This is a genomic window from Pseudomonas sp. GW821-FHT09H03, from assembly GCF_059415945.1.
In genome coordinates, this window is sequence record NZ_JBWKOF010000003.1 from 129,370 (window position 1) to 147,711 (window position 18,342).

At 59.5% G+C, this 18,342-nt stretch carries 14 protein-coding genes; 5 read left to right on the forward strand and 9 right to left on the reverse strand.

The features are described from left to right. Window positions 1-506: 506 nt before the first annotated feature. From AC07OG_RS05470 to yaaA, 9 genes are all read right to left on the reverse strand, one after another. Entirely contained in the window at window positions 507-1,628 is a 1,122-nt protein-coding gene (locus AC07OG_RS05470) for a mannuronate-specific alginate lyase (protein ID WP_495066411.1), read from the reverse strand. 8 nt (window positions 1,629-1,636) lie between these two features. Continuing rightward, on the reverse strand, window positions 1,637-3,085 hold the full coding sequence (locus AC07OG_RS05475) for an alginate O-acetyltransferase (protein ID WP_495066412.1): 1,449 nt from the start codon (window positions 3,083-3,085) through the stop codon (window positions 1,637-1,639). 10 nt (window positions 3,086-3,095) lie between these two features. Beyond that, the gene (gene algG / locus AC07OG_RS05480; RefSeq protein WP_495066413.1) at window positions 3,096-4,685 is read right to left on the reverse strand and encodes a mannuronan 5-epimerase AlgG; all 1,590 of its coding nucleotides are present in this window, start codon (window positions 4,683-4,685) and stop codon (window positions 3,096-3,098) included. 26 nt (window positions 4,686-4,711) lie between these two features. Further along, window positions 4,712-6,202, reverse strand: coding sequence for an alginate export family protein (locus tag AC07OG_RS05485; protein ID WP_495066414.1), 1,491 nt, complete (start codon window positions 6,200-6,202; stop codon window positions 4,712-4,714). Then, window positions 6,199-7,704 carry an alginate biosynthesis TPR repeat lipoprotein AlgK gene (gene algK / locus AC07OG_RS05490; RefSeq protein ID WP_495066415.1) on the reverse strand — a complete coding sequence of 502 codons (1,506 nt, stop codon included), beginning with the start codon at window positions 7,702-7,704 and terminating at the stop codon, window positions 6,199-6,201. Before algK ends, AC07OG_RS05485 begins: the two co-directional genes overlap by 4 nt. 15 nt (window positions 7,705-7,719) lie before the next feature. Continuing rightward, a complete protein-coding gene (locus tag AC07OG_RS05495; RefSeq protein WP_495066416.1) occupies window positions 7,720-8,889 on the reverse strand; it encodes a PilZ domain-containing protein in 1,170 nt (389 codons plus the stop codon). 36 nt (window positions 8,890-8,925) lie between these two features. Beyond that, complete coding sequence (gene alg8 / locus AC07OG_RS05500; RefSeq protein WP_060539509.1) at window positions 8,926-10,407, reverse strand: mannuronan synthase; 1,482 nt, start codon at window positions 10,405-10,407, stop codon at window positions 8,926-8,928. Between the two features lie 183 nt (window positions 10,408-10,590). Next, complete coding sequence (locus AC07OG_RS05505) at window positions 10,591-11,907, reverse strand: nucleotide sugar dehydrogenase (RefSeq protein WP_060539510.1); 1,317 nt, start codon at window positions 11,905-11,907, stop codon at window positions 10,591-10,593. An 820-nt stretch (window positions 11,908-12,727) separates the two neighbouring features. After that, window positions 12,728-13,507: a peroxide stress protein YaaA gene (gene yaaA / locus AC07OG_RS05510; RefSeq protein WP_060539511.1), complete on the reverse strand. Its 780-nt coding sequence runs from the start codon at window positions 13,505-13,507 to the stop codon at window positions 12,728-12,730. 263 nt (window positions 13,508-13,770) lie between these two features. On the opposite strand from yaaA, the gene AC07OG_RS05515 reads away from it, so the two are divergent. The 5 genes from AC07OG_RS05515 (at window position 13,771) to moaE (ending at window position 18,036) form a co-directional block, all read left to right on the forward strand. Beyond that, window positions 13,771-14,895: a polysaccharide deacetylase family protein gene (locus AC07OG_RS05515; protein WP_495066417.1), complete on the forward strand. Its 1,125-nt coding sequence runs from the start codon at window positions 13,771-13,773 to the stop codon at window positions 14,893-14,895. A gap of 336 nt (window positions 14,896-15,231) precedes the next feature. Continuing rightward, window positions 15,232-16,626 carry a PhoH family protein gene (locus AC07OG_RS05520; RefSeq protein ID WP_060539513.1) on the forward strand — a complete coding sequence of 465 codons (1,395 nt, stop codon included), beginning with the start codon at window positions 15,232-15,234 and terminating at the stop codon, window positions 16,624-16,626. A 241-nt stretch (window positions 16,627-16,867) separates the two neighbouring features. Next, complete coding sequence (gene moaC / locus AC07OG_RS05525; protein WP_007972660.1) at window positions 16,868-17,341, forward strand: cyclic pyranopterin monophosphate synthase MoaC; 474 nt, start codon at window positions 16,868-16,870, stop codon at window positions 17,339-17,341. Beyond that, on the forward strand, window positions 17,338-17,580 hold the full coding sequence (gene moaD / locus AC07OG_RS05530) for a molybdopterin converting factor subunit 1 (RefSeq protein WP_060539514.1): 243 nt from the start codon (window positions 17,338-17,340) through the stop codon (window positions 17,578-17,580). The genes moaC and moaD overlap by 4 nt, the downstream gene beginning before the upstream one ends. 3 nt (window positions 17,581-17,583) lie before the next feature. Then, complete coding sequence (moaE, locus tag AC07OG_RS05535; RefSeq protein ID WP_218424677.1) at window positions 17,584-18,036, forward strand: molybdopterin synthase catalytic subunit MoaE; 453 nt, start codon at window positions 17,584-17,586, stop codon at window positions 18,034-18,036. The last annotated feature ends 306 nt before the right edge of the window (window positions 18,037-18,342 follow it).

Here is an 18,342-nt window from a genome sequence, read left to right on the forward strand (position 1 = left end):
AGGGAGAGGGAGCCTGATCCCGGTTGCTGCAAAAATTGAGACCGGCTCGGTATTTCGTGTCGCGGTAAATTGCCCCAGCTAAAACGGGCAGCCTTTCCTCAAGTAGGCGTCTGATCCCGGTCGTTTTCAGAACCTGAGATCGCCTCGATTTTTCAGGTCGGCGGAGCTTGCACATCCCCCTCGGTCAGTCCCCTCTCCCTGTGGGAGAGGGTTAGGGTGAGGGGCTCTTGCCTTTCGCCTTCTCTCCCGGAGGGAGAGGGAGCCTGATCCCGGTTGCTGCAAAAATTGAGACCGGCTCGGTATTTCGTGTCGCGGTAAATTGCCCCATCGAAAGCGGGCAGCCTCTCCTCAAGTAGGCGTCTGATCCCGGTCGTTTTCAGAACCTGAGATCGCCTCGATCTTTCAGGTCGGCGGAGCTTGCACATCCCCCTCGGTCAGTCCCCTCTCCCTGTGGGCGGTCCGACGTTTCGGGAGGGTTAGGGTGAGGGGCTTTTGCCTTTCGCCTTTCATGAACCTTTACCTTTTTCATTCGCCGGGTCGTAGACCCTGGTCAAGTCGCCGCCGAGGCGGAAGGTCTTGAACGGCTGCATGTCATGCTTCTTCTCCAGCACATCCGGCGTGCAGGTGTAGAGGGTGCAGAACGGTTCGAGCCAGGCAAATTTCGAGTCGACCTTAAGGTCAGTCATGTCCTGTTCCTTGCCGTTCTTCTCCTCGAACTCATCCGGGTCTTTCACCCCGGCGAGCACGCGATCACCCAGGCGTTTCAACGCACCGTTGTTTTCCTGACGCAGATCCACACCGTTGACCTGAGCGAAACTGGCGATCATCGCCAGCGGCGGCAGGGCGTAGTTGTGGTAGGCCAGTGCCCGTTGCTGACGCTTGAGTTCGTTCGGCAGGTAGCCGTCGGCGTCGACCTGATTGGCGCCGACCTTGTATTCCTTCACGGCCCAGTCAAACAGGTCGCGGCGGTTGGTGGCGACGGAGGTTGCCATCACCGACCAGGCGGCCCAGTAGGAGTGGTTGTTGGTCTGCTCCAGCGGCAGATTGTCCCAGTCGCTGACCACCTGATCGGCCATCTTGCTGAACCACGCTTCGATCAGCTGCGACTCTTGCTGATGGTTGGCCAGCGGATGGGAGTCGGAAAACTTCAGGCGGATGTAGGACGACGCCATGCTGCCCAACGCCCATTTGCGCATGGACTTGCCGGTGTGGTTGAAGTCCTTGGACATCAATGCATCCGCCTTGGCCCAAGCGGTCAACCAGGTCAGGGTGCACTCCAGTTGTTCCGGGCGACCGTCACGCATGAACTGCATCACCCGCTTGCTGGTGCCGCGCTCCATTTTGGTGATGTCCGCAGTACTGTCGCGGAAAGCTTTTTCCGACTGCACGTTCAGGGTCGAACGGGCCTTGTCCGAGCCTTCGTACTTGCTGCGAAACTGCAGCGAGCCGGTGTACGGCGTCGGCACTGCATCGCAGCCTTCGCTCTTGTCGCCGGTTTTGACTTTCTCGATCGGCGCAAAATAGCCCTGTGGCGGACGCAGTGGCGCAGCAGCTTGCGTAGCGCCGGCAAACATCGCCAGGCTCAGTAACGTCGGAGCCAACAGATTTGCAAGTTTCGGATTTCGCATGGCAGACCTCATTGCCCGGTCGAAGCGGTACGTTGCTCCGCGCCCGGGAATACGTTGCGTTTGCAGATTTTCGCTTCGACTTTCTGTGGCGTGGTGGCGTTTTCAGGCCCCTGGATTTCGACGGCCAGCAGGTTCTGCGAGGCCCAGTCTTCATCCGTGCGCAACTCGAAGGCGAAACGCCCGTCGGTGTCGGAGGTTTCCGGTTTGTCGATCTTGATGTCCTCGTGGCGTCCGTTCATGTACCAGAGGGTGGCTTGCAGGGTTTTCACCGAGGTGTCGGCGAAGCGGATGTCGACCTGATGGTTGCCGTTTTGCAGGTTCAGGTTTTTGCTGTTGACCATCAGTTCATTCTTGCCCGGCTTCAGGGTGGTGCTGCCGGACATCTGCGCATCCTTGCCTTCGCAACCGTTGTCCAGCAGCGCCATCATCTGGCGGTAGATGGTTTCCTGGTCGAGGCGATACAGGGGCGAGAATTCCCAGATGAGAATCTTCGGCGGGTTTTTCTGGAACTCTTCGCTGCCCAGGTACTGCAGCATCGAACCTTCCAGGCCGCCGCCAGGGAATGCCACGTTGAGGATGTCGGCGCCGATGGCCTCTTCGAGGAAACCGGCGAAGTTGTAGTTCTTGCCGCTGTGGCTGGTGCCGACCAGGGTAATTTCCGGGTTGCCGGAATCGCCGAACAGGTCGCCATCGCCCGCTTCGCCTTTGGGCTCGGTGGTGAATTGATCCATGTACTGGATCGCGTAGCTGGTGCCACAGAGTTGACCGGCCATGTTGTGCAATGTTCCGGTCTTGCCCATGCGACCCGACTTGTGGGTCTCGAATTCACGCTTGGGAATGTCGGCGAAGGCCGGGATCTGCTTGACCTTCTCGGCCACGATTTTCGCCGTGCGCTGGGCACCGTACGGCGTCCAGTGCTGGTCGCCGCGGAAGTAGAAATCGTGGGCGGGCAGGGTGTCGGGCAGCGACTCGTTGGTCAGCGGCGACAGGTCCGGCACCGCGTAACCCATCTGCGCGAAACGGCCGAGCATGGTCTTGTAGTTCTTCAGCGCCTTGTCGAAATCGAAGCTGGCTTTCTCCGCCGGGTTCAACTTGTTGCGGTTCACCAGGCCACGGGTCGGTTGATAGACCACAACCAGTTCCACGCCTTTGCTCTTGAACGCATCGTGCAGTTGCTTCATGCGCTTGTAGCCGGCGGGTGTGGTGTCGAATTCGGTGCGCAAGTCTTCCTGGGTACGGAACAACCAGTCACCCTGGGCCTGCACCAGCGTGGTGAAGTTCTGCTGATAACGCGTGGTGTAGTTCTTCGCGTCGTGGGCCGCCGGGCACAGACTGCAGCAGGGTTCGGCGCTGAACTTCGGTGCCTGGATATCATCGGCGCGCGCGCCGCCGCTGGCCGCGAGAATGCCGGCGGTCAGGGCCGACAGGCTGAGTAATTTGATCAGGTGTGGGTGCATAAAATTATCCTCAGTCCTGCATTTCGGTCTGGCGTTCGACAGGGTCGATCAGCACGGCTTTCTGCTGGCGCACCAGCAGGTCGAGAATTTCATCCTGGCGCTCACCGAGAATTCCCGAGAAGCTGATGCCGCTGGATTTGGTCGGGGCGAGCATGGACACGCGATACAGCTCGACGCTCAACGGCGAGTCGATGGACAGTGGGCCGCTGCCATTGGCTGCCAGTTCACCGCCGACCACGATCAGCGACACCTGGGCGTCGAACGGGTCGAGCTTGATGTCACGGTCGGTGTTGCTCAGGTCCTTGATGTGGCCGTAGACCCCGGTCAGGCCGTTGGCCATGGCGACGTTTTCGTACAGGCGAATGTTCACGCTGTTACGAATGCGGATGCCGTGGCGGCGGTTGCTGACGACCTTGTTGCCCCACAGCAGGTTGTCGGCACTCTCGTAGAGGGTGATGCCGTCGGTGTGGTTCTGGTAGATCTCGTTGTGAGCAATCAGGTTGTTGACGCTGTTACGGTCGATCACCAGGCCCGACAACTTGTTGTCGTAGCTGCGGTTGTTGAAGATGAAGCTGTCGTTGACCTCACGGGAAATAATGATCCCGTGCTTCTTCTTGGTACCAAACACCGTGTTGTCGGCAATGATCAGACCGTGGGAACGGTCGTGGGGGTCGATGCCGTAGACGATGTTGTCTTTGTAGGTGTTGCCCTTGACTACGAAGTCGCGGGTTTCATAGCAGTAGAAGCCGTACCACATGTCCGAGAATTCGGAACCGACGATCCAGCCGGTCGGCTCGGGACGCTTGAGTACCTTGGCCATGTTCGGCGTGTACTGGGAAATACTCACGCCATAGGACTTACTGTTGGCGTAGCCGAAACTGGCGATCTTGCTGTTGGCGATGTAGGTCTCGGTACCGCCCCAGGACAGCAGGAACGGACGGAATTCCTTGGGCGACTTGAAGGCAGCCGGGCCGTTTGCCTTCTCGCTCCAGCCAGTGATTTTGGTATCGCGCACGAACAACTGGCCGTCGTTGACCAGGAACGAACCGGCCTCTTGGGACAGGCGCAACTCCTGGGTCTGCTGGTCGATTTCGAGTATGCCGTGTTGGCCTACCACGATCGGCAACTTGGCCAGGAACACCCCCGGCGAGGTTTCGCTGAAGTACTGCTTGGGCAGCTTCTTCGCCAGGTCCTTGAGGTTCATGTAGCCGTCGTCGACGAAGATCGCCTGCGGAATGCCGTGCTGGCGCACCACCCACTCGGCCATCTTGTTGTCGCCGCCGATGAAGTCCTTCAGGGCGTCTTCCTGCATCATCCGGCGCACGCTGATCTTGCCGGCCTTGCTGCGCACCACTTTTGCTGCGACAGCTTCGGCGGTGTAGCCGGACACATCCGGCAGTTTTGGCGTGGCCAGTTCCAGCGGTGCGATCGGTGCGCTGCTGACGGTGTAGGTCTTGGCCTGTTGCAGCTCCTTGGCCACGGTCGCCTGCTTGCCTGGTTGAGGAGCTGCCGGCTCCACATTGGCGAAGGCAGTCGCGCTGGCCAGCAGCATCGCGCCGGCCAACAGGCTGATCGAGCCTTTTCTGGCTTGATGATTCATCTGGGGGACTCCCTTCGCAATGTGCATCAGAAGCGCCAGATCACGTCGATGAACGCGCGGTGCATGTACGAGTCGACATCCTTGCCGTAGGCATCGCCGGGCTTGAACACGCCGCCGCGCAAGCGCACCAGGGCCGCTGGCTCATCGATCGACTGGCTCAGCGACGCTGGCAACAGGCCTTGCTTGAAGTACTTGGTCACCACCAGGTCCATTTCCTGACCGAGGTCTTTTTCGCCATCGGCCAGCGGCAGGGAGGTGCTGGACAGTACGGCGCCAGTGACGTCGTCGGTGTTGTTCTGCACGGCGTCGATGCCATTGCTGCCGACCGGCTTGTTGCCGTCGACGCGCCAGAATTTGTGATAGATCAGGCTGGCATCGTATTCGTCGTTGAGCATCCACGAACCGAACAGCGTGGCGCTCTGCATGTTGCTCATTTCGCCACGGAAGGCTTCGCCGAAACGGTGCACCCGCGAGCGGGTACCGGTGTAGTTCGAACGGTTGCTTTCCAGGCCATTTTGCTCGTAATCCTCGCTGGCGCGGGCATAGGCGGCACCGACTTGCCATTGCGGATCGAGGCGCAGGCGCACGCCGATATCGGTGGCCCAGCCATCGACATCGCCGCTGCGCTTGGCTTGCGCGGGAGCCGTGCCATCGGCGTTCAGCGGGTTGACCGTATCGCGATCACCGCTCATGCCGGTGATGCTGCCCCAGTAGTTGACGGTGTTGCTGTTGCGCCAGTTGTAGGCATCGCTGTTGGCCTGCAGGCCCAGCCAGCTGATGTCACCGTTCTGTTTTTTGTCCAGCGAATCGGCGGGAACGCCGGGTTCGGCATAGTCGAGTTTGCCGTCATCGTGGGTGTGATGACCGCGAATGCCGGCCCAGTGACCCGGGGTCCACTGATACTCGGCATCGGCGAAAGCGTGCAGGCGATCCTTGTCTTCGGGGGCCAGCTCTTTCAGGTCAGTACGGTACTCGCTGAAGCGTTCGGCGATACCGACATTGGCGCGCAGCAGGGTGGTGTCGAACGTCCAGTTAAGCGCTTCGATGTTGGTGTCGCGCCACTGGCCGTCGTCATTGTGCAGACGCTGGCGACCGAATTTGAGGATCTCGCCAGGGTAGGGCGTGAAGCCGCTGTAGCCAACCCAGAACTCACGCATCGCCAGGTAGTTCTTCTTGGTCTTGCGGTCATCGTTTTCGGTGTTCTGTGTGCCGTCGCTGCCGGCTTGCTGCAGGGTGTCGGTCTCGATGATGTCGGTGGACGTCACCGCCTGACCCATCGCATAGCCACTCCACGCACCGCTTTCGCCATAGACCCACGGGCGCAGGTCGAGGCCGACGCCGTTGACGTCGCCGCCACTCTGGGTGCCGAGGTCACGGTCGTCTTCGGACTGGCCGGTGATCTTCACGTCCAGGCCGAAATTCTTGGTTTCTTCCGTCATCGCAGCGAGTGTCGGGCAAGACCAGATCAGCGCGATGGTGAGGCCGATACCGGCCTTCATGAATGGATTCAATTTCATAGGGATTCCTCGCCGTCTTCTTCTTGCAGGGCGTGCAGTTGCAGCGTGTTCTGGCTCAAGGCACCACGAACGCTCTGTTCTTGTTTCAACAGGCGTTGGGCCTCGGCGAGCTGCGCAGGCGGCAGTTGGGCTTCGAGTGTTTGTGCAAGCTCGGTGGCTTGCGGGGTGTTCTGCGCCTTGGCCAATTGGCTGAAGACGTACGCATTGAGTGGGTCAGGCTTGGTGCCTTTGCCTTGGGAAAACAGTTGGGCGATGGCGAAGTCGGCGCTGTTCTGGCCGTTGCGCGCAGCGGTCAGCAGGTGATCCAGTGCCTTCTGCGGATAGACTTTGCCCAGGTAGCCACGGCGGTAGATCTGGCCGAGGTAATAATCGGCGGCGACTTCGCGGCCGACGGCTTTCTGGAAGTGTTCTTCGGCGACCTTGGCATCGGCCGGGACCATTTTGCCTTCGTAGTAGAGCTTGCCCAGCAACAGCTCCGCGCGCGGCTGATCGGCGGCGCGGCCGTTGTCGAGGTACTTCATCATCTGGTCGACATCGCCCAGTTCAGGGAAGTCGTAGAGCAGTTGTGCGAGGGTGACCCAGGATGCCGGGTAGCCAGGAGCGATGGGTTCGAGCAGCGACTTTGCGGTTTTTTCGTCGGGCGTACCCAAGGTCGAATCGGCGAGGACGCGGGCGACGCTATCCACACGCTGAGCGGAAACTTTGCCGAGGGCGTGACCGGCCTGCATCTGCTTGATCAGCTCGGCCTGTTGTTCAGGCTGGGCTTTTTTCTGGTAGACCGTGGCCAGTTCGACGTAGCAGATGTCGGTGGTGTTGAGGGCAGCCTTGCAGATCTTTTCCACGTCATCCAGATGTTGGTCGTAAGTGCCCTGGGTGCGATACAGCAGCACCTGCGCCAGGCCCGCTTCCGGCTTGCCTTCAGCGCGCCATTGGCTGATCTGCTGCTGGGCATTCACGTTGGGGAAACTGTGCGGGTATTGCAGGTACAGCATCGCCAACGGGATCAGGGTGTTGCCTTCGCCAGCGGCCGAGGCTTTTTTCAGCAAGGTTTCGGCTTCGTGCTGTTCGGCTTCGGTGGAGCCGGGCTTGGCCACCAGCAGACGACCCAGACGCGCCTGGGCCCGCGGTGAAACGCTGGCGGCGGCGCGGTAAGTCGCCTCGGCCTGTTTCATCTGCGCCGGGTCGCGACTGTCGACCTGGATGTCGGCCAGACCAACCTGGGCTTCGCTGTAGCCCAGGTCTGCCAGTTGCTGATAGTTCTGCGCCGCCAGCGCGGTATCGCCACGCTTGAGGGCTTCATTGGCCAGGCGCTGGTCGGGCAGGCCGGCGCAACCGCTGAGGCTCACCGCCAATGCAACTGCACACAGTGAACCCATGTGGGAGCGGGCTTGCTCGCGAAAGCTGTGTGTCAGCCGGCATTGATTTTGAATGTCGAACCGCATTCGCGAGCAAGCCCGCTCCCACAGGGGATGTGGTGTGTTCACAAGATCTGGCGTCGTCACGTGCATCTCCTCCGGTTACAGACCAGCAGCCATGGCTTTGTCGATCAGCCAGCTCAGGTTCGGGCCACGGTCGCTGCTTACTTCTACCGGGCGGCCGGCGAGGGTGCTGTCCAGGGCGTCGTCCGGCTGGATCAGGACGCGGATGTCGGAGGACAGGTCGGCGCTTTTCAGGCTGGTGCTGCTGACGATCTTGCCGGTGCGGGTCTGGTCTTCGCCGGCGATCTGGAAACGCACGGCGGTGCCCGGGCGCACGTCACCGAACTGGCGGTAGGAGAAGCGTGCTTCGACATTGGCTTCGCTGTTGCGTGGCACCAATTGGAAGATCACGTCACCCTTGCTGGCGTACTGACCGTCGGCGACCATTTGCTGGGCCACGGTGCAGTCGCACGGCGAGGTCAAGGTGCCGGTCATTTGCTTGCCGAACAGTTCTTCAACCTTGGCAGGGGCCAGTTGATCGTCTTCCAGGTGACCCTTGAGCACGTCGAGCATGCTGGTGCTGAAGGTCGCCAGCGGTGCGCCCTTGGCGGCCACGCCGTCGGCTTTCACCAGGCTCTGCACGGTGCCGTCGCGCGGCATGGTGATGTTCACGCCCGGCACGCTGACCAGACCGGCCTGGGCGTGGCTGACGAAGTACATGCCGTACACCGACTTGAAGATGAAGCCGAACGCGGCCAGGCCCACCACGAAAATCCCCAGGCTGAACGTCACGGCTTTCATGCGTCCGAAGGCGGTCATGCCGTGGCCGCCGTCCTTGATCTTGCGCGCCTTGGTGAAGTTGTCGCGCTGCAGGGTCGCCAGCACTTCGCCGATGGTGACGATGTCGCCGGCCAGGTGCGAAGTGATCAGGTGGCGCAGGGTCGAGATGTCTTGCGGTTCCAGGTTCTGGAACTGGCATCCGGTGCGACCGGTTTCGCGATCATAGGAACGCACCTGCAACTCCACGTCCATGGCCAGGCCGAGGTTGTCGATGACGAATTGCAGACGGGCCTTGTACTTGTCGCCGATTTTCAGTGGCAACTGACCGGCATTGAACGCCAGGCCACCGGCGGACAGGTCGATCACCCGGGCTTCGACCGGAGTCCGGTCAGGGCCGAAGAAACGCAGCTTGGCCGGGATTTTCACGCGGGCGTGCTGGCGCTGGGCTTCGGATTCATGCACTACGTTGGCGTTGACGGCGGTATTCATAAGGGCGATTTCCTGGTTAATTCAAAAAGGGGGCGGTCAGACCATCATCAGCAGCACGGCGACAAAAATGCTGCCGGCGGAGAAGGTCATGGTCCGAGACGACCAGGTGTTGAACCAACGTTGAAAGCTGGCGAGATCACGGGTCAGGGCAGTGGGCTGGCGGGTCCAGGACTGTTGGTCGAGGCGGAAGAACACGTAGATCTTCACCAGCGCGCCGACGATCTGGTTGTAATAGAGAATCGCCGGGTAGGCCGGGCCGATCCGGTGACCGGAGCAGGACAGCAACAGGGTCAGGATCAGGCGAGTGATGCCGATCCACAGCAGGTACACGAGGATGAACGCGGTGCCGTACTTGAAGCTGGCGATCAGTGCCACGGTCAGGCCCAGCAGGGAGGTCCACATCGACACGCGCTGATCGAACAGCACCACCGAGGTGAACGCACCGAGGCGTTTGACCCCAAGGCCGAGGGCCCGGGAGTTCTGCCGCAGGTTGTTGCCGTACCAGCGGAACATCAGCTTGCGGCTGGCCTTGATGAAGCTCTTTTCCGGCGGATGTTCGACGGTGTTGATCGCAGCGTCAGGCACGTAGAAGGTGTCGTAGCCCAGGCGCATGAGGCTGAACCAGCTCGACTTGTCGTCGCCGGTAAGGAACTTGAAACGACCCAGGCGCCAGTGTTGCAGCGAGTCGCTTTCCACGTCGGCGATGAATTCCGGGTTGGTCACCACGGTGGCACGGAACACCGACATGCGTCCGGTCATGGTCAGCACGCGCTTGGACAGGGCCATCGAGCACATGTTGATGTGACGCTGGGCAAAACGCAGCTTGTGCCATTCGCTCATGATGTAGCCGCCACGCACTTCGCAGAATTCGTTGGTGGTCAGGCCGCCGACGTTGCCGAACAGCTGGAACCACGGCACGGTCTTGCGCACTACGCCTTCGCCGAGCACGGTGTCGCCATCGATCACGGCGACTACGGCGCGGTCATCCGGCAGGTGACGGGAGATGGCGCGGAAACCGAAGGCCAGGCCGTCGCGCTTGCCGGTGCCGGGGATGCGCACGAAGTCGAGCTTTACGTGCGGTGGCGGGTTCATCCGCTTCCACAGGCTCTTGACCAGCAGTTCATCGGACATTTCCACGATCGAGCAAACCACGGTGGTCGGCAGGCCGCAGTCGATGGCTTCGCGGATCACCGAGCAGTAGACCTGTGCGGTGGTCAGGGCGTCGATGCGGAAACTGGTGACCATCAAAAAAACATGGGATGGGTCAGCCGCTTTGCCCAGCTTGCGCACTTTGCGTCGCAGGTGCGGGTAGACCACGTAGAGGAACAGCATGCCGCGCAGGAAGTGCGTGGCACCCATCGAGTAGCGCCAGATGCCGACGATACCAATCAGGAAAATAAAGTCCTTCGACTCGGAGTCGAACGTGGACACAGGCAACGCCATGGCGATGCCCATCAGTAAACTCAAATAAAACAGCCAACCGGCGGCCTGGAGTAGGCCGTGTTTTAGCCTGTGCATAATCGGAATCCTAAAGTCAGTTGCAAGTCTCGCGCCCCCAGCAGGGACCGGCTTGCCGGCGATGGCGATCTCAGGTAGGCCATCGCTGGCAAGCCAGCTCCTGCAGGATTGCGGTGATCCTGTAGGAGCCGGCGCCCGCTGCGGCTTGCCGGCGATCAGCGCGAAGCGCTTACAACCCGCCGGTTACCAGCAAATGCCTTCGGTGCGACCGCTGACGCTGGTGGCCTTGGACATGAAGCCGACCAGGTCGATCACCTGCTTGCCGTGCGGTACGTCCTTCACCAGGGCGCGGAATTTCTCGTCACGGTTACCGAGGATGATCACGTCGGAGTTGTTGATCACGGCGTCAAAGTCGGCGTTGAGCAAGGACGAGACATGGGGAATCTTCGACTCGATGTAGTCCTTGTTCGCGCCGTGGACACGGGCGTATTCGACGTTGCTGTCGTAGATGCTCAGGTCGTAGCCCTTGCCGATCAGCAGTTCCGCCAGGTCAACCAGCGGGCTTTCGCGCAGGTCGTCTGTGCCGGCCTTGAAGCTCAGGCCCAGCAAGGCAACTTTGCGTTTGTCGTGGCTTTCAACGATGTCGAAGGCGTTCTGCACCTGGGACTCATTACTGCGCATCAGCGAGTTGAGCAGCGGCGCTTCGACATCCAGGGAACCGGCGCGGTAGGTCAGGGCGCGCACGTCTTTTGGCAGGCACGAGCCGCCGAACGCGAAACCCGGGCGCATGTAGTACTGGGACAGGTTGAGGGTCTTGTCCTGGCAGACCACGTCCATCACTTCGCGACCGTCGACGCCGACCGCCTTGGCGATGTTGCCGATCTCGTTGGCGAAGGTCACCTTGGTGGCGTGCCAGACGTTGCAGGTGTACTTGATCATCTCGGCAACGGCGATGTCCTTGCGGATGATCGGCGCGTCGAGTTCTTCGTACAGCGATTGCAGGACGTCGCCCGACGCCTTGTCGAACTCGCCGATGACGGTCATTGGCGGCTGGTCGTAGTCGGCGATGGCAGTGCTTTCGCGCAGGAACTCAGGGTTCACGGCAACACCGAAATCAACACCGGCCTTCTTCCCGGAGCAGTCTTCGAGAATCGGGATCACCACGTTGGCCACAGTGCCCGGCAGCACGGTGCTGCGAACCACGATGGTGTGGCGGGTGGTCTTGTCACGCAGGACAAAACCGATTTCGCGGCACACGGCTTCGATGTAGTTCAGTTCCAGGTCGCCGTTCTTCTTGCTCGGCGTACCGACGCAGATCATCGACAGGTCGGTGTCGCGAATCGCCTCGGCGAAGTTGGTGGTGCCGCGCAGACGACCGTTCTGGATACCTTGCGCCAGAAGTTCGCCCAGGCCGGGTTCAACAATCGGCGATTTACCGGCATTGATCATGTCGATCTTGTCTTTGGCAACATCGACGCCAACGACGTCATGGCCCCGTGCAGACAGGCAGCCGGCACATACCGCGCCAACGTAACCCAAACCAAATATGCTGATGCGCATCGCATTTACCTCTCTATTATCAAGCCTGTCTTTATCAGGCCATTAAATGGCCGGAGTTAATGGTGTTCAGCGGTAATAGTGCACTCGCAAGTGCGACTTGCAGGCGTCGCAATGCCGTGTGCAGGCATACAAAGTTCCGAGTGTCTAAATCGATGCACTCAAGATGTGCGTAACCAGGCCTTGTTATTATGATTTGCCCTGTTATGCAGCCAGACTTCTTGGAAGAAGTTCCAGGCGCAAAGGTACTGCACGCTCGATGTCAGGCCGAAAGCCCGTGAATCAAGCGGTTGGGTGCTCAGGCGAGCACGTTATAGGGGCGCGGCCTTGGCCTTTTAGGGGATAGGCATTAATGCATATCTCCAGTCTTTCCTGTGTTGACCAAATCAGGGATTAGTCAGCGTTAGTTTGCGCCGCAACTTTGCTGGCTCAATCACTTCTCTTCGTAAGTTATCTCGTACAGCCTCGGCGATAATCGTTACCGGTGGTATGAACTGCGCATCAGGACGAAGTTCCAGCCCATCCATCGGCGAATCTGAAATTTCTTGAAATATTGATGAAGATGGCACTGCTCTCAAATTGATAGCACTGGCCGTTTGGCCCTTTATATATAGGCGGAGAATTGCGGCGGATAGTTTTTTGCCACTACTGTTAAAAAATGTCAGTGCCACTACGGAAAAAAATGATTGAAGTCGAGTGAAACTAATTTAAGGAAAATCGGTGATGATTTTTTGACGCCAATAGAATGGCGATCAGGCGGGGGATTGTCGGACGATCAATGGGTGGCGCATGAGGGTTTATTCCCATGCGCCGATGCTTTGCATCACTGCGGTGCGTGGTCGCGTAAAAACACCAGATTGTCCGGTTTGGACTGTTCGGCGCTGTAGCGATAGCCTTGCACATCGAACTGCGTCAGTGCGGCCGGGTCGTTGATGCGCTCTTCAATGACGAAGCGACTCATCAGGCCGCGGGCTTTTTTCGCGTAGAAGCTGATGATTTTGTACTGGCCGTTTTTCAGGTCCTTGAACTCGGTATTGATGATGCGTGCGTTCAGGGCGCTGCGTTTGACCGCTGAGAAGTACTCGTTGGAAGCCAGGTTGAGCAGCACGTCATCACCCTGGTCGGCCAAGGCTTCGTTCAGCCATTCACTGATCCGCGTGCCCCAGAAAGCATACAGATCCTTGCCCCGGGCATTGGCCAGCTTGGTGCCCATTTCCAGGCGATAGGGTTGCATCAGGTCCAGCGGACGCAGCAGGCCGTAGAGGCCCGAGAGCATGCGCAGGTGTTTTTGGGCGTAGTCGAAATCGGCTTCGCTGAGGGTTTGCGCATTCATGCCGGTGTACACATCGCCCTTGAAGGCCAGCAGTGCCTGTTTGGCGTTTTCCGGGGTGAAGGCTGGGGTCCAGCTGCCGAAGCGCGCGGCGTTGAGGCCGCCGATCTTGTCGGAGACGTGCATCAGCTCGCTGATCTGCGCCGGGGTCAGCTCGCGCAATTGTTCGATCAGCTCCTGGGAATGGTCGAGGTATTGCGGCTGCGTGAAGCGCTGGGTCGCCGGCGGTGTTTCGTAGTCGAGGGTTTTGGCGGGGGAAATCACCATCAGCATGAAGTCGTCTCCTTTAATCGTGGCGGCGATTCTAGGGGGTTGTCGGTGACGACTCCAGCTATCAAGTCCATAGGTGATGACCGGTTCACCACAAACCCGTGGGAGCGGGCTTGCTCGCGAAAGCGCTATGACTTTCAACAAAAACGTCGACTGATACACCGCTTTCGCGAGCAAGCCCGCTTCCACAGTGGTTCGGTGTTGCTGCGGGAGTTGGTAGCGGATCAGCTATAGTGCCGCGCGGGTTTTGTTATGGAGACATCCCATTGCGTATCGCTTTTCTATTCTCAGCCTGGCTCCTGAGCTTCGGGGCCATGGCGTCACCGGGTGATGTGGCGACCCTTGATCGCAACAGCTGGCCTGAACAAATCAGCAACCCGACGCTGTTCGACGTCGCTTCACGCGCCGAAATCCTCATGTTCGCCCGTGGTCTGCTGGCCAGTGAATCCCTTGACGAGCCCGCCCTGGCCCAGCGCCTGGGCCTGCGCACGGTCAACATGGAGTCGGTCAATCGCGTGCGTCAGCGCATGTGGCAACGCCTGCTGAGCAACTACAACTTCGCCCAGCAGAGTTGCGACCAGGACGCGTCCTTCTGTTTTCTGGTCGAGGACATTGCCACCTTGCGCGAGCAGGCCGGCAAGTTTCAGGTCGGCAATGACAGCTATTACATGAAATGGGCCGAACCGAGTCGGCTGTTCCATAGCCAGTACCTGGACGAACAGTTGCGCAAGGCTGCGCTGTTCCCGCAAACCAGCAGCGAAGTCGATCATTTTGGCGACTATGAGCGAAACGGCGAACAGATGCATGACCGGCTGTTTCTGCTGACCTTCGACAGTGCCGCCAACGTCAGACCGGACAACACCGAATGGGCCACCGACTACCTGCGCAAGTCGAACCTGAGCGGCACCTTCTTTGTCCTCGGCAAGGATATCCAGAGCCGACTGACCGAGTACTCTGTAAGCAGCCTGCAATCGGTTTACTCGAACCAGTGCGTTGGCGTACAGGGCTGGGAGTATCGCTCCCACAGCCACTGGCAGGACTGGCAGGATTCGGTGCGACGCAGTGTCGAACTGGTGAAAAGCAAATTGCCGGAGAACTTCGTGCCGTTGTTTCGCCCCCCCGATGGACAACGCCGCTCCGATGCCGAACCTTTCTTCAAGTCCCAGGGTGTGCAAGTGGCGCTATGGGACATCGACGCCCAGGACGGAGCCGGCAAGCTCAAGGGCAACCAGAGTGCGCAACGGGTGCTGACCCTGATGCTGCTGTGGCGCCACGGCGTGATCAATTTCAATGTGAAGCAGGATGCGGTGAAAGCGGCGCTACCCTGGCTGCTCACGCAAACGGCACCCATGGGGATCGGCTGGGAAGACTGTCAGGACGGTTTTCGCTGAAAACGCCAAAAGCCCGGAAACATTGGGCTTGGGGTGAATTTTGGAGGGGATTCGTTGCAGGTTGACTTCCGACTGTAAACGGGTGGTGGCGGTCCGCCAAGTGTTATTGGTCATTCTGAAAAATAAACTTCAAAAAAGCGTCAAAGTACTTTTTTCTGTCATGGGTTTTGGAGTATTACGAAGACAGACCGCCGAAACCTGCAACACAGGTGGCGTCTTCCAAGACCCCGCTTGTACGCAGAACACTTGAGTCCCCGCAGGTGTATTCGGCAGTCACTTCGAGGCGCAGCACCGTCAGGGTATTGCGTCGAATGGCTCCCACAAAGGTGACCGAGTATGGATGATCACGGACGTAGCTCTTCTTCCAACCAGCCAATCCTTTATGTGCTCGATACCAACGTATTGATCCACGATCCAAACGCGCTGCTCAACTTCGAAGAACACCACGTCGCCATCCCGATGACAGTGCTTGAAGAGCTGGACAAGCTCAAGAGCGGGCACCATAGCGTTGCCGCCGAATGCCGCCAGGCCATCCGATTGATCGACAAGACCCTGGGCGATGCCTCACCCGAGGACGTCGAGCAGGGCGTACCGATCCAGCGCGGCAAGAGCGGGCCGAAGGGTTTGCTGTCAATTCTGATGAGCAAGCATGCCGAGCCGAACCTGATTCTGCCCGAGCACCTGAACGACAACAAAATCATCAACCAGTTGATCGACCTGCACGCGCGCGATCCGAAGAAACCGGTGGTGCTGGTCACCAAAGACATCAACATGCGTCTCAAGGCCCGGGCCTGCGGGATTGAGGCTGAGGACTACAGCACCGACCAACTGGTCGACGACGTGTCGCTGTTGCCCAACGGCTACCACAACATGACCGGCTCTTTCTGGGACCGCGTGAGCAAGGTCGAAACCCGCCAGGATCATGGCCGCACCTGGCACCAGGTACAATTGATCGACAACCTGCCGGCAGTGCACATCAACGAGTTCATCATCGACGAACAGGGTTTTGTCGGCTGGATCAAGGAAATCGCAGAAGACAAATTACTGATTCTCGACCTGCATCAGGAGCCCCTGTTGCACCAGGAAGCCTGGGGCCTGAAACCGCGTGACATCTACCAGAGCCTGGCGCTGTACGCCTTGCTTGATCCGGACATCCATCTGGTCAACCTGTCCGGTGCCGCCGGCTCGGGTAAAACCATCCTGGCCCTGGCCGCCGCTATCGAGCAGACCATGGTCAGCAAGCGCTACCGGCGCATCATCGCCACCCGCAGTGTGCAGGGCCTGGACCAGGAAATCGGTTTCCTGCCCGGCACCGAAGCGGAAAAAATGGAGCCATGGCTGGGCGCCATCACCGACAACCTCGAAGCCTTGCACATGGATGACGAAAGCACCCATGGCAGCGTCGACTACATCCTCAGCAAAGTGCCGTTGCAGTTCAAATCCCTCAACTACATCCGGGGCCGCAGCTTCCAGCAGAGCCTGATCCTGATCGACGAATGCCAGAACCTCACCCCGCACCAGATGAAAACCATCATCACCCGTGCCGGCGCCGGTTCCAAAGTGGTGTGCCTGGGCAACCTTGCACAGATCGACACCCCATACCTGTCTGCGACCAGCTCCGGGCTGACCTACCTCACAGAACGCTTCAAGGACTTCCCGAACGGGGTGCACATCACCCTGCAAGGGGTGCCACGCTCGATCCTGGCCGAATACGCCGAAACGCATTTGTAATTGCTTCACACAAAACCGGGCGGCCTTCAAAAGCCGCCCGGTTTTTCATGCCCAACCCAAATCAAATGTGGGAGCGGGCTTGCTCGCGAAAGCGGTGTATCAGTCACTATAAGTGTTGAATGACACTCCGCCTTCGCGAGCAAGCCCGCTCCCACATTGGTTCTGTGGTGTTCATGCAATCTAAGGTGCGGAAAATTGACCCGCGGGTTTACAATCGATACTCCTGATCAGGAGTAACCCCGTGCTGACTCATCTCGATTCCCAAGGTCGCGCCAACATGGTCGACGTCACCGAAAAAGCCGTGACGTTCCGCGAAGCGACCGCTCAGGCGCTGGTGCGCATGCTCCCCGAAACCCTGCAGATGATCGTCAGCGGCGGCCACCCCAAGGGTGATGTGTTTGCCGTGGCGCGCATTGCCGGGATTCAGGCAGCGAAGAAAACCAGTGATCTGATTCCGCTGTGCCATCCGTTGATGCTGACGGGTGTGAAAGTCGAGCTCAGTGCCGAAGGTGACGACAGCGTGCGCATCGTCGCGCGCTGCAAGTTGTCCGGGCAGACCGGCGTCGAGATGGAGGCTCTGACCGCTGCAAGCGTCGCAGCGCTGACGATCTACGACATGTGTAAGGCCGTAGACCGTGGCATGACCATCGAAAGCGTGCGTCTGCTGGAGAAGGTCGGGGGCAAGAGCGGGCATTTCCAGGCGGAGCAGCCATGAATCTGACTGTGAAGTTTTTTGCCCGTTATCGTGAAGCGCTGGGCGTCGACTCGGTAAAGGTCGAAGGCCATTTCACTACGGTCGAAGATGTGCGTGCCTTGCTGGCTCAGCGTGAAGGCGCTGATGTGTTGAGCGAACAGAACCTGATGTGCGCGCGCAACGAGGACCTGTGCCAGCTCGACGAACCGGTGAGCGATGGTGATGAAGTGGCCTTTTTTCCGACCGTGACCGGGGGCTGAGCCATGGCGATTCGCGTGCAATCGACAGCGTTCGACCCGGGTGCCGAAGTCAACGCCATGCACGACGCCAACGTGGGTGTGGGTGCAGTGGTGAGTTTTGTCGGCTATGTGCGCGACTTCAATGACGGGCTCGATGTGGCCGGGATGTTCCTCGAGCATTACCCGGGCATGACCGAAAAAGCCCTCGGCAAGATCGCCACCGAGGCGCAGCAGCGCTGGCCGTTGCTCAGGCTTGAAGTGCTGCATCGTATTGGTGCCCTGGAACCGGGCGAGCCGATCGTCTTTGTGGGCGTTGCCAGCGCCCACCGCCAGGCAGCATTCGACGCCTGTGCCTTTGTCATGGACTACCTGAAAACCCGTGCGCCGTTCTGGAAGAAAGAAAACACCAGTGACGGGCCGCGTTGGGTCGAGGGGCGTGACAGTGATCATGCGGCGGCGGATCGCTGGAAGCAGTAACTCCAGCGGTGATCTCGAGGACGCTATCGCGGGCAAGCCGCGCTCCCACAGGTGTTGTGTCGTGCGGACATTTTGTGACCGCCCCGATATCTGTGGGAGCAAATGTCTTCCCCTGCAATAGGCAACATAGACTGGCACAAATCCCGGCAACGCCATAAATCCCTGTGGGAGCGGGCTTGCCCGCGAAGAGGCCATCCGCCTCACCCAAGAACCTCTTGATTCACCCCCCGACCATTGGCCGGCGCGGGCTGCATTTGCCCGATTGACGATTTATACATAAAAGTCCAGTATGGAATTCTAAGTACA

Bases quoted from the DNA above. Each gene is read 5' to 3' on its own strand.
- AC07OG_RS05470 (WP_495066411.1), bottom strand. From the start codon at position 1,628: ATGCGAAATCCGAAACTTGCAAATCTGTTGGCTCCGACGTTACTGAGC.
- AC07OG_RS05475 (WP_495066412.1), bottom strand. From the start codon at position 3,085: ATGCACCCACACCTGATCAAATTACTCAGCCTGTCGGCCCTGACCGCC.
- algG (WP_495066413.1), bottom strand. From the start codon at position 4,685: ATGAATCATCAAGCCAGAAAAGGCTCGATCAGCCTGTTGGCCGGCGCG.
- AC07OG_RS05485 (WP_495066414.1), bottom strand. From the start codon at position 6,202: ATGAAATTGAATCCATTCATGAAGGCCGGTATCGGCCTCACCATCGCG.
- AC07OG_RS05495 (WP_495066416.1), bottom strand. From the start codon at position 8,889: ATGAATACCGCCGTCAACGCCAACGTAGTGCATGAATCCGAAGCCCAG.
- alg8 (WP_060539509.1), bottom strand. From the start codon at position 10,407: ATGCACAGGCTAAAACACGGCCTACTCCAGGCCGCCGGTTGGCTGTTT.
- AC07OG_RS05505 (WP_060539510.1), bottom strand. From the start codon at position 11,907: ATGCGCATCAGCATATTTGGTTTGGGTTACGTTGGCGCGGTATGTGCC.
- yaaA (WP_060539511.1), bottom strand. From the start codon at position 13,507: ATGCTGATGGTGATTTCCCCCGCCAAAACCCTCGACTACGAAACACCG.
- AC07OG_RS05520 (WP_060539513.1), top strand. From the start codon at position 15,232: ATGGATGATCACGGACGTAGCTCTTCTTCCAACCAGCCAATCCTTTAT.
- moaD (WP_060539514.1), top strand. From the start codon at position 17,338: ATGAATCTGACTGTGAAGTTTTTTGCCCGTTATCGTGAAGCGCTGGGC.
- moaE (WP_218424677.1), top strand. From the start codon at position 17,584: ATGGCGATTCGCGTGCAATCGACAGCGTTCGACCCGGGTGCCGAAGTC.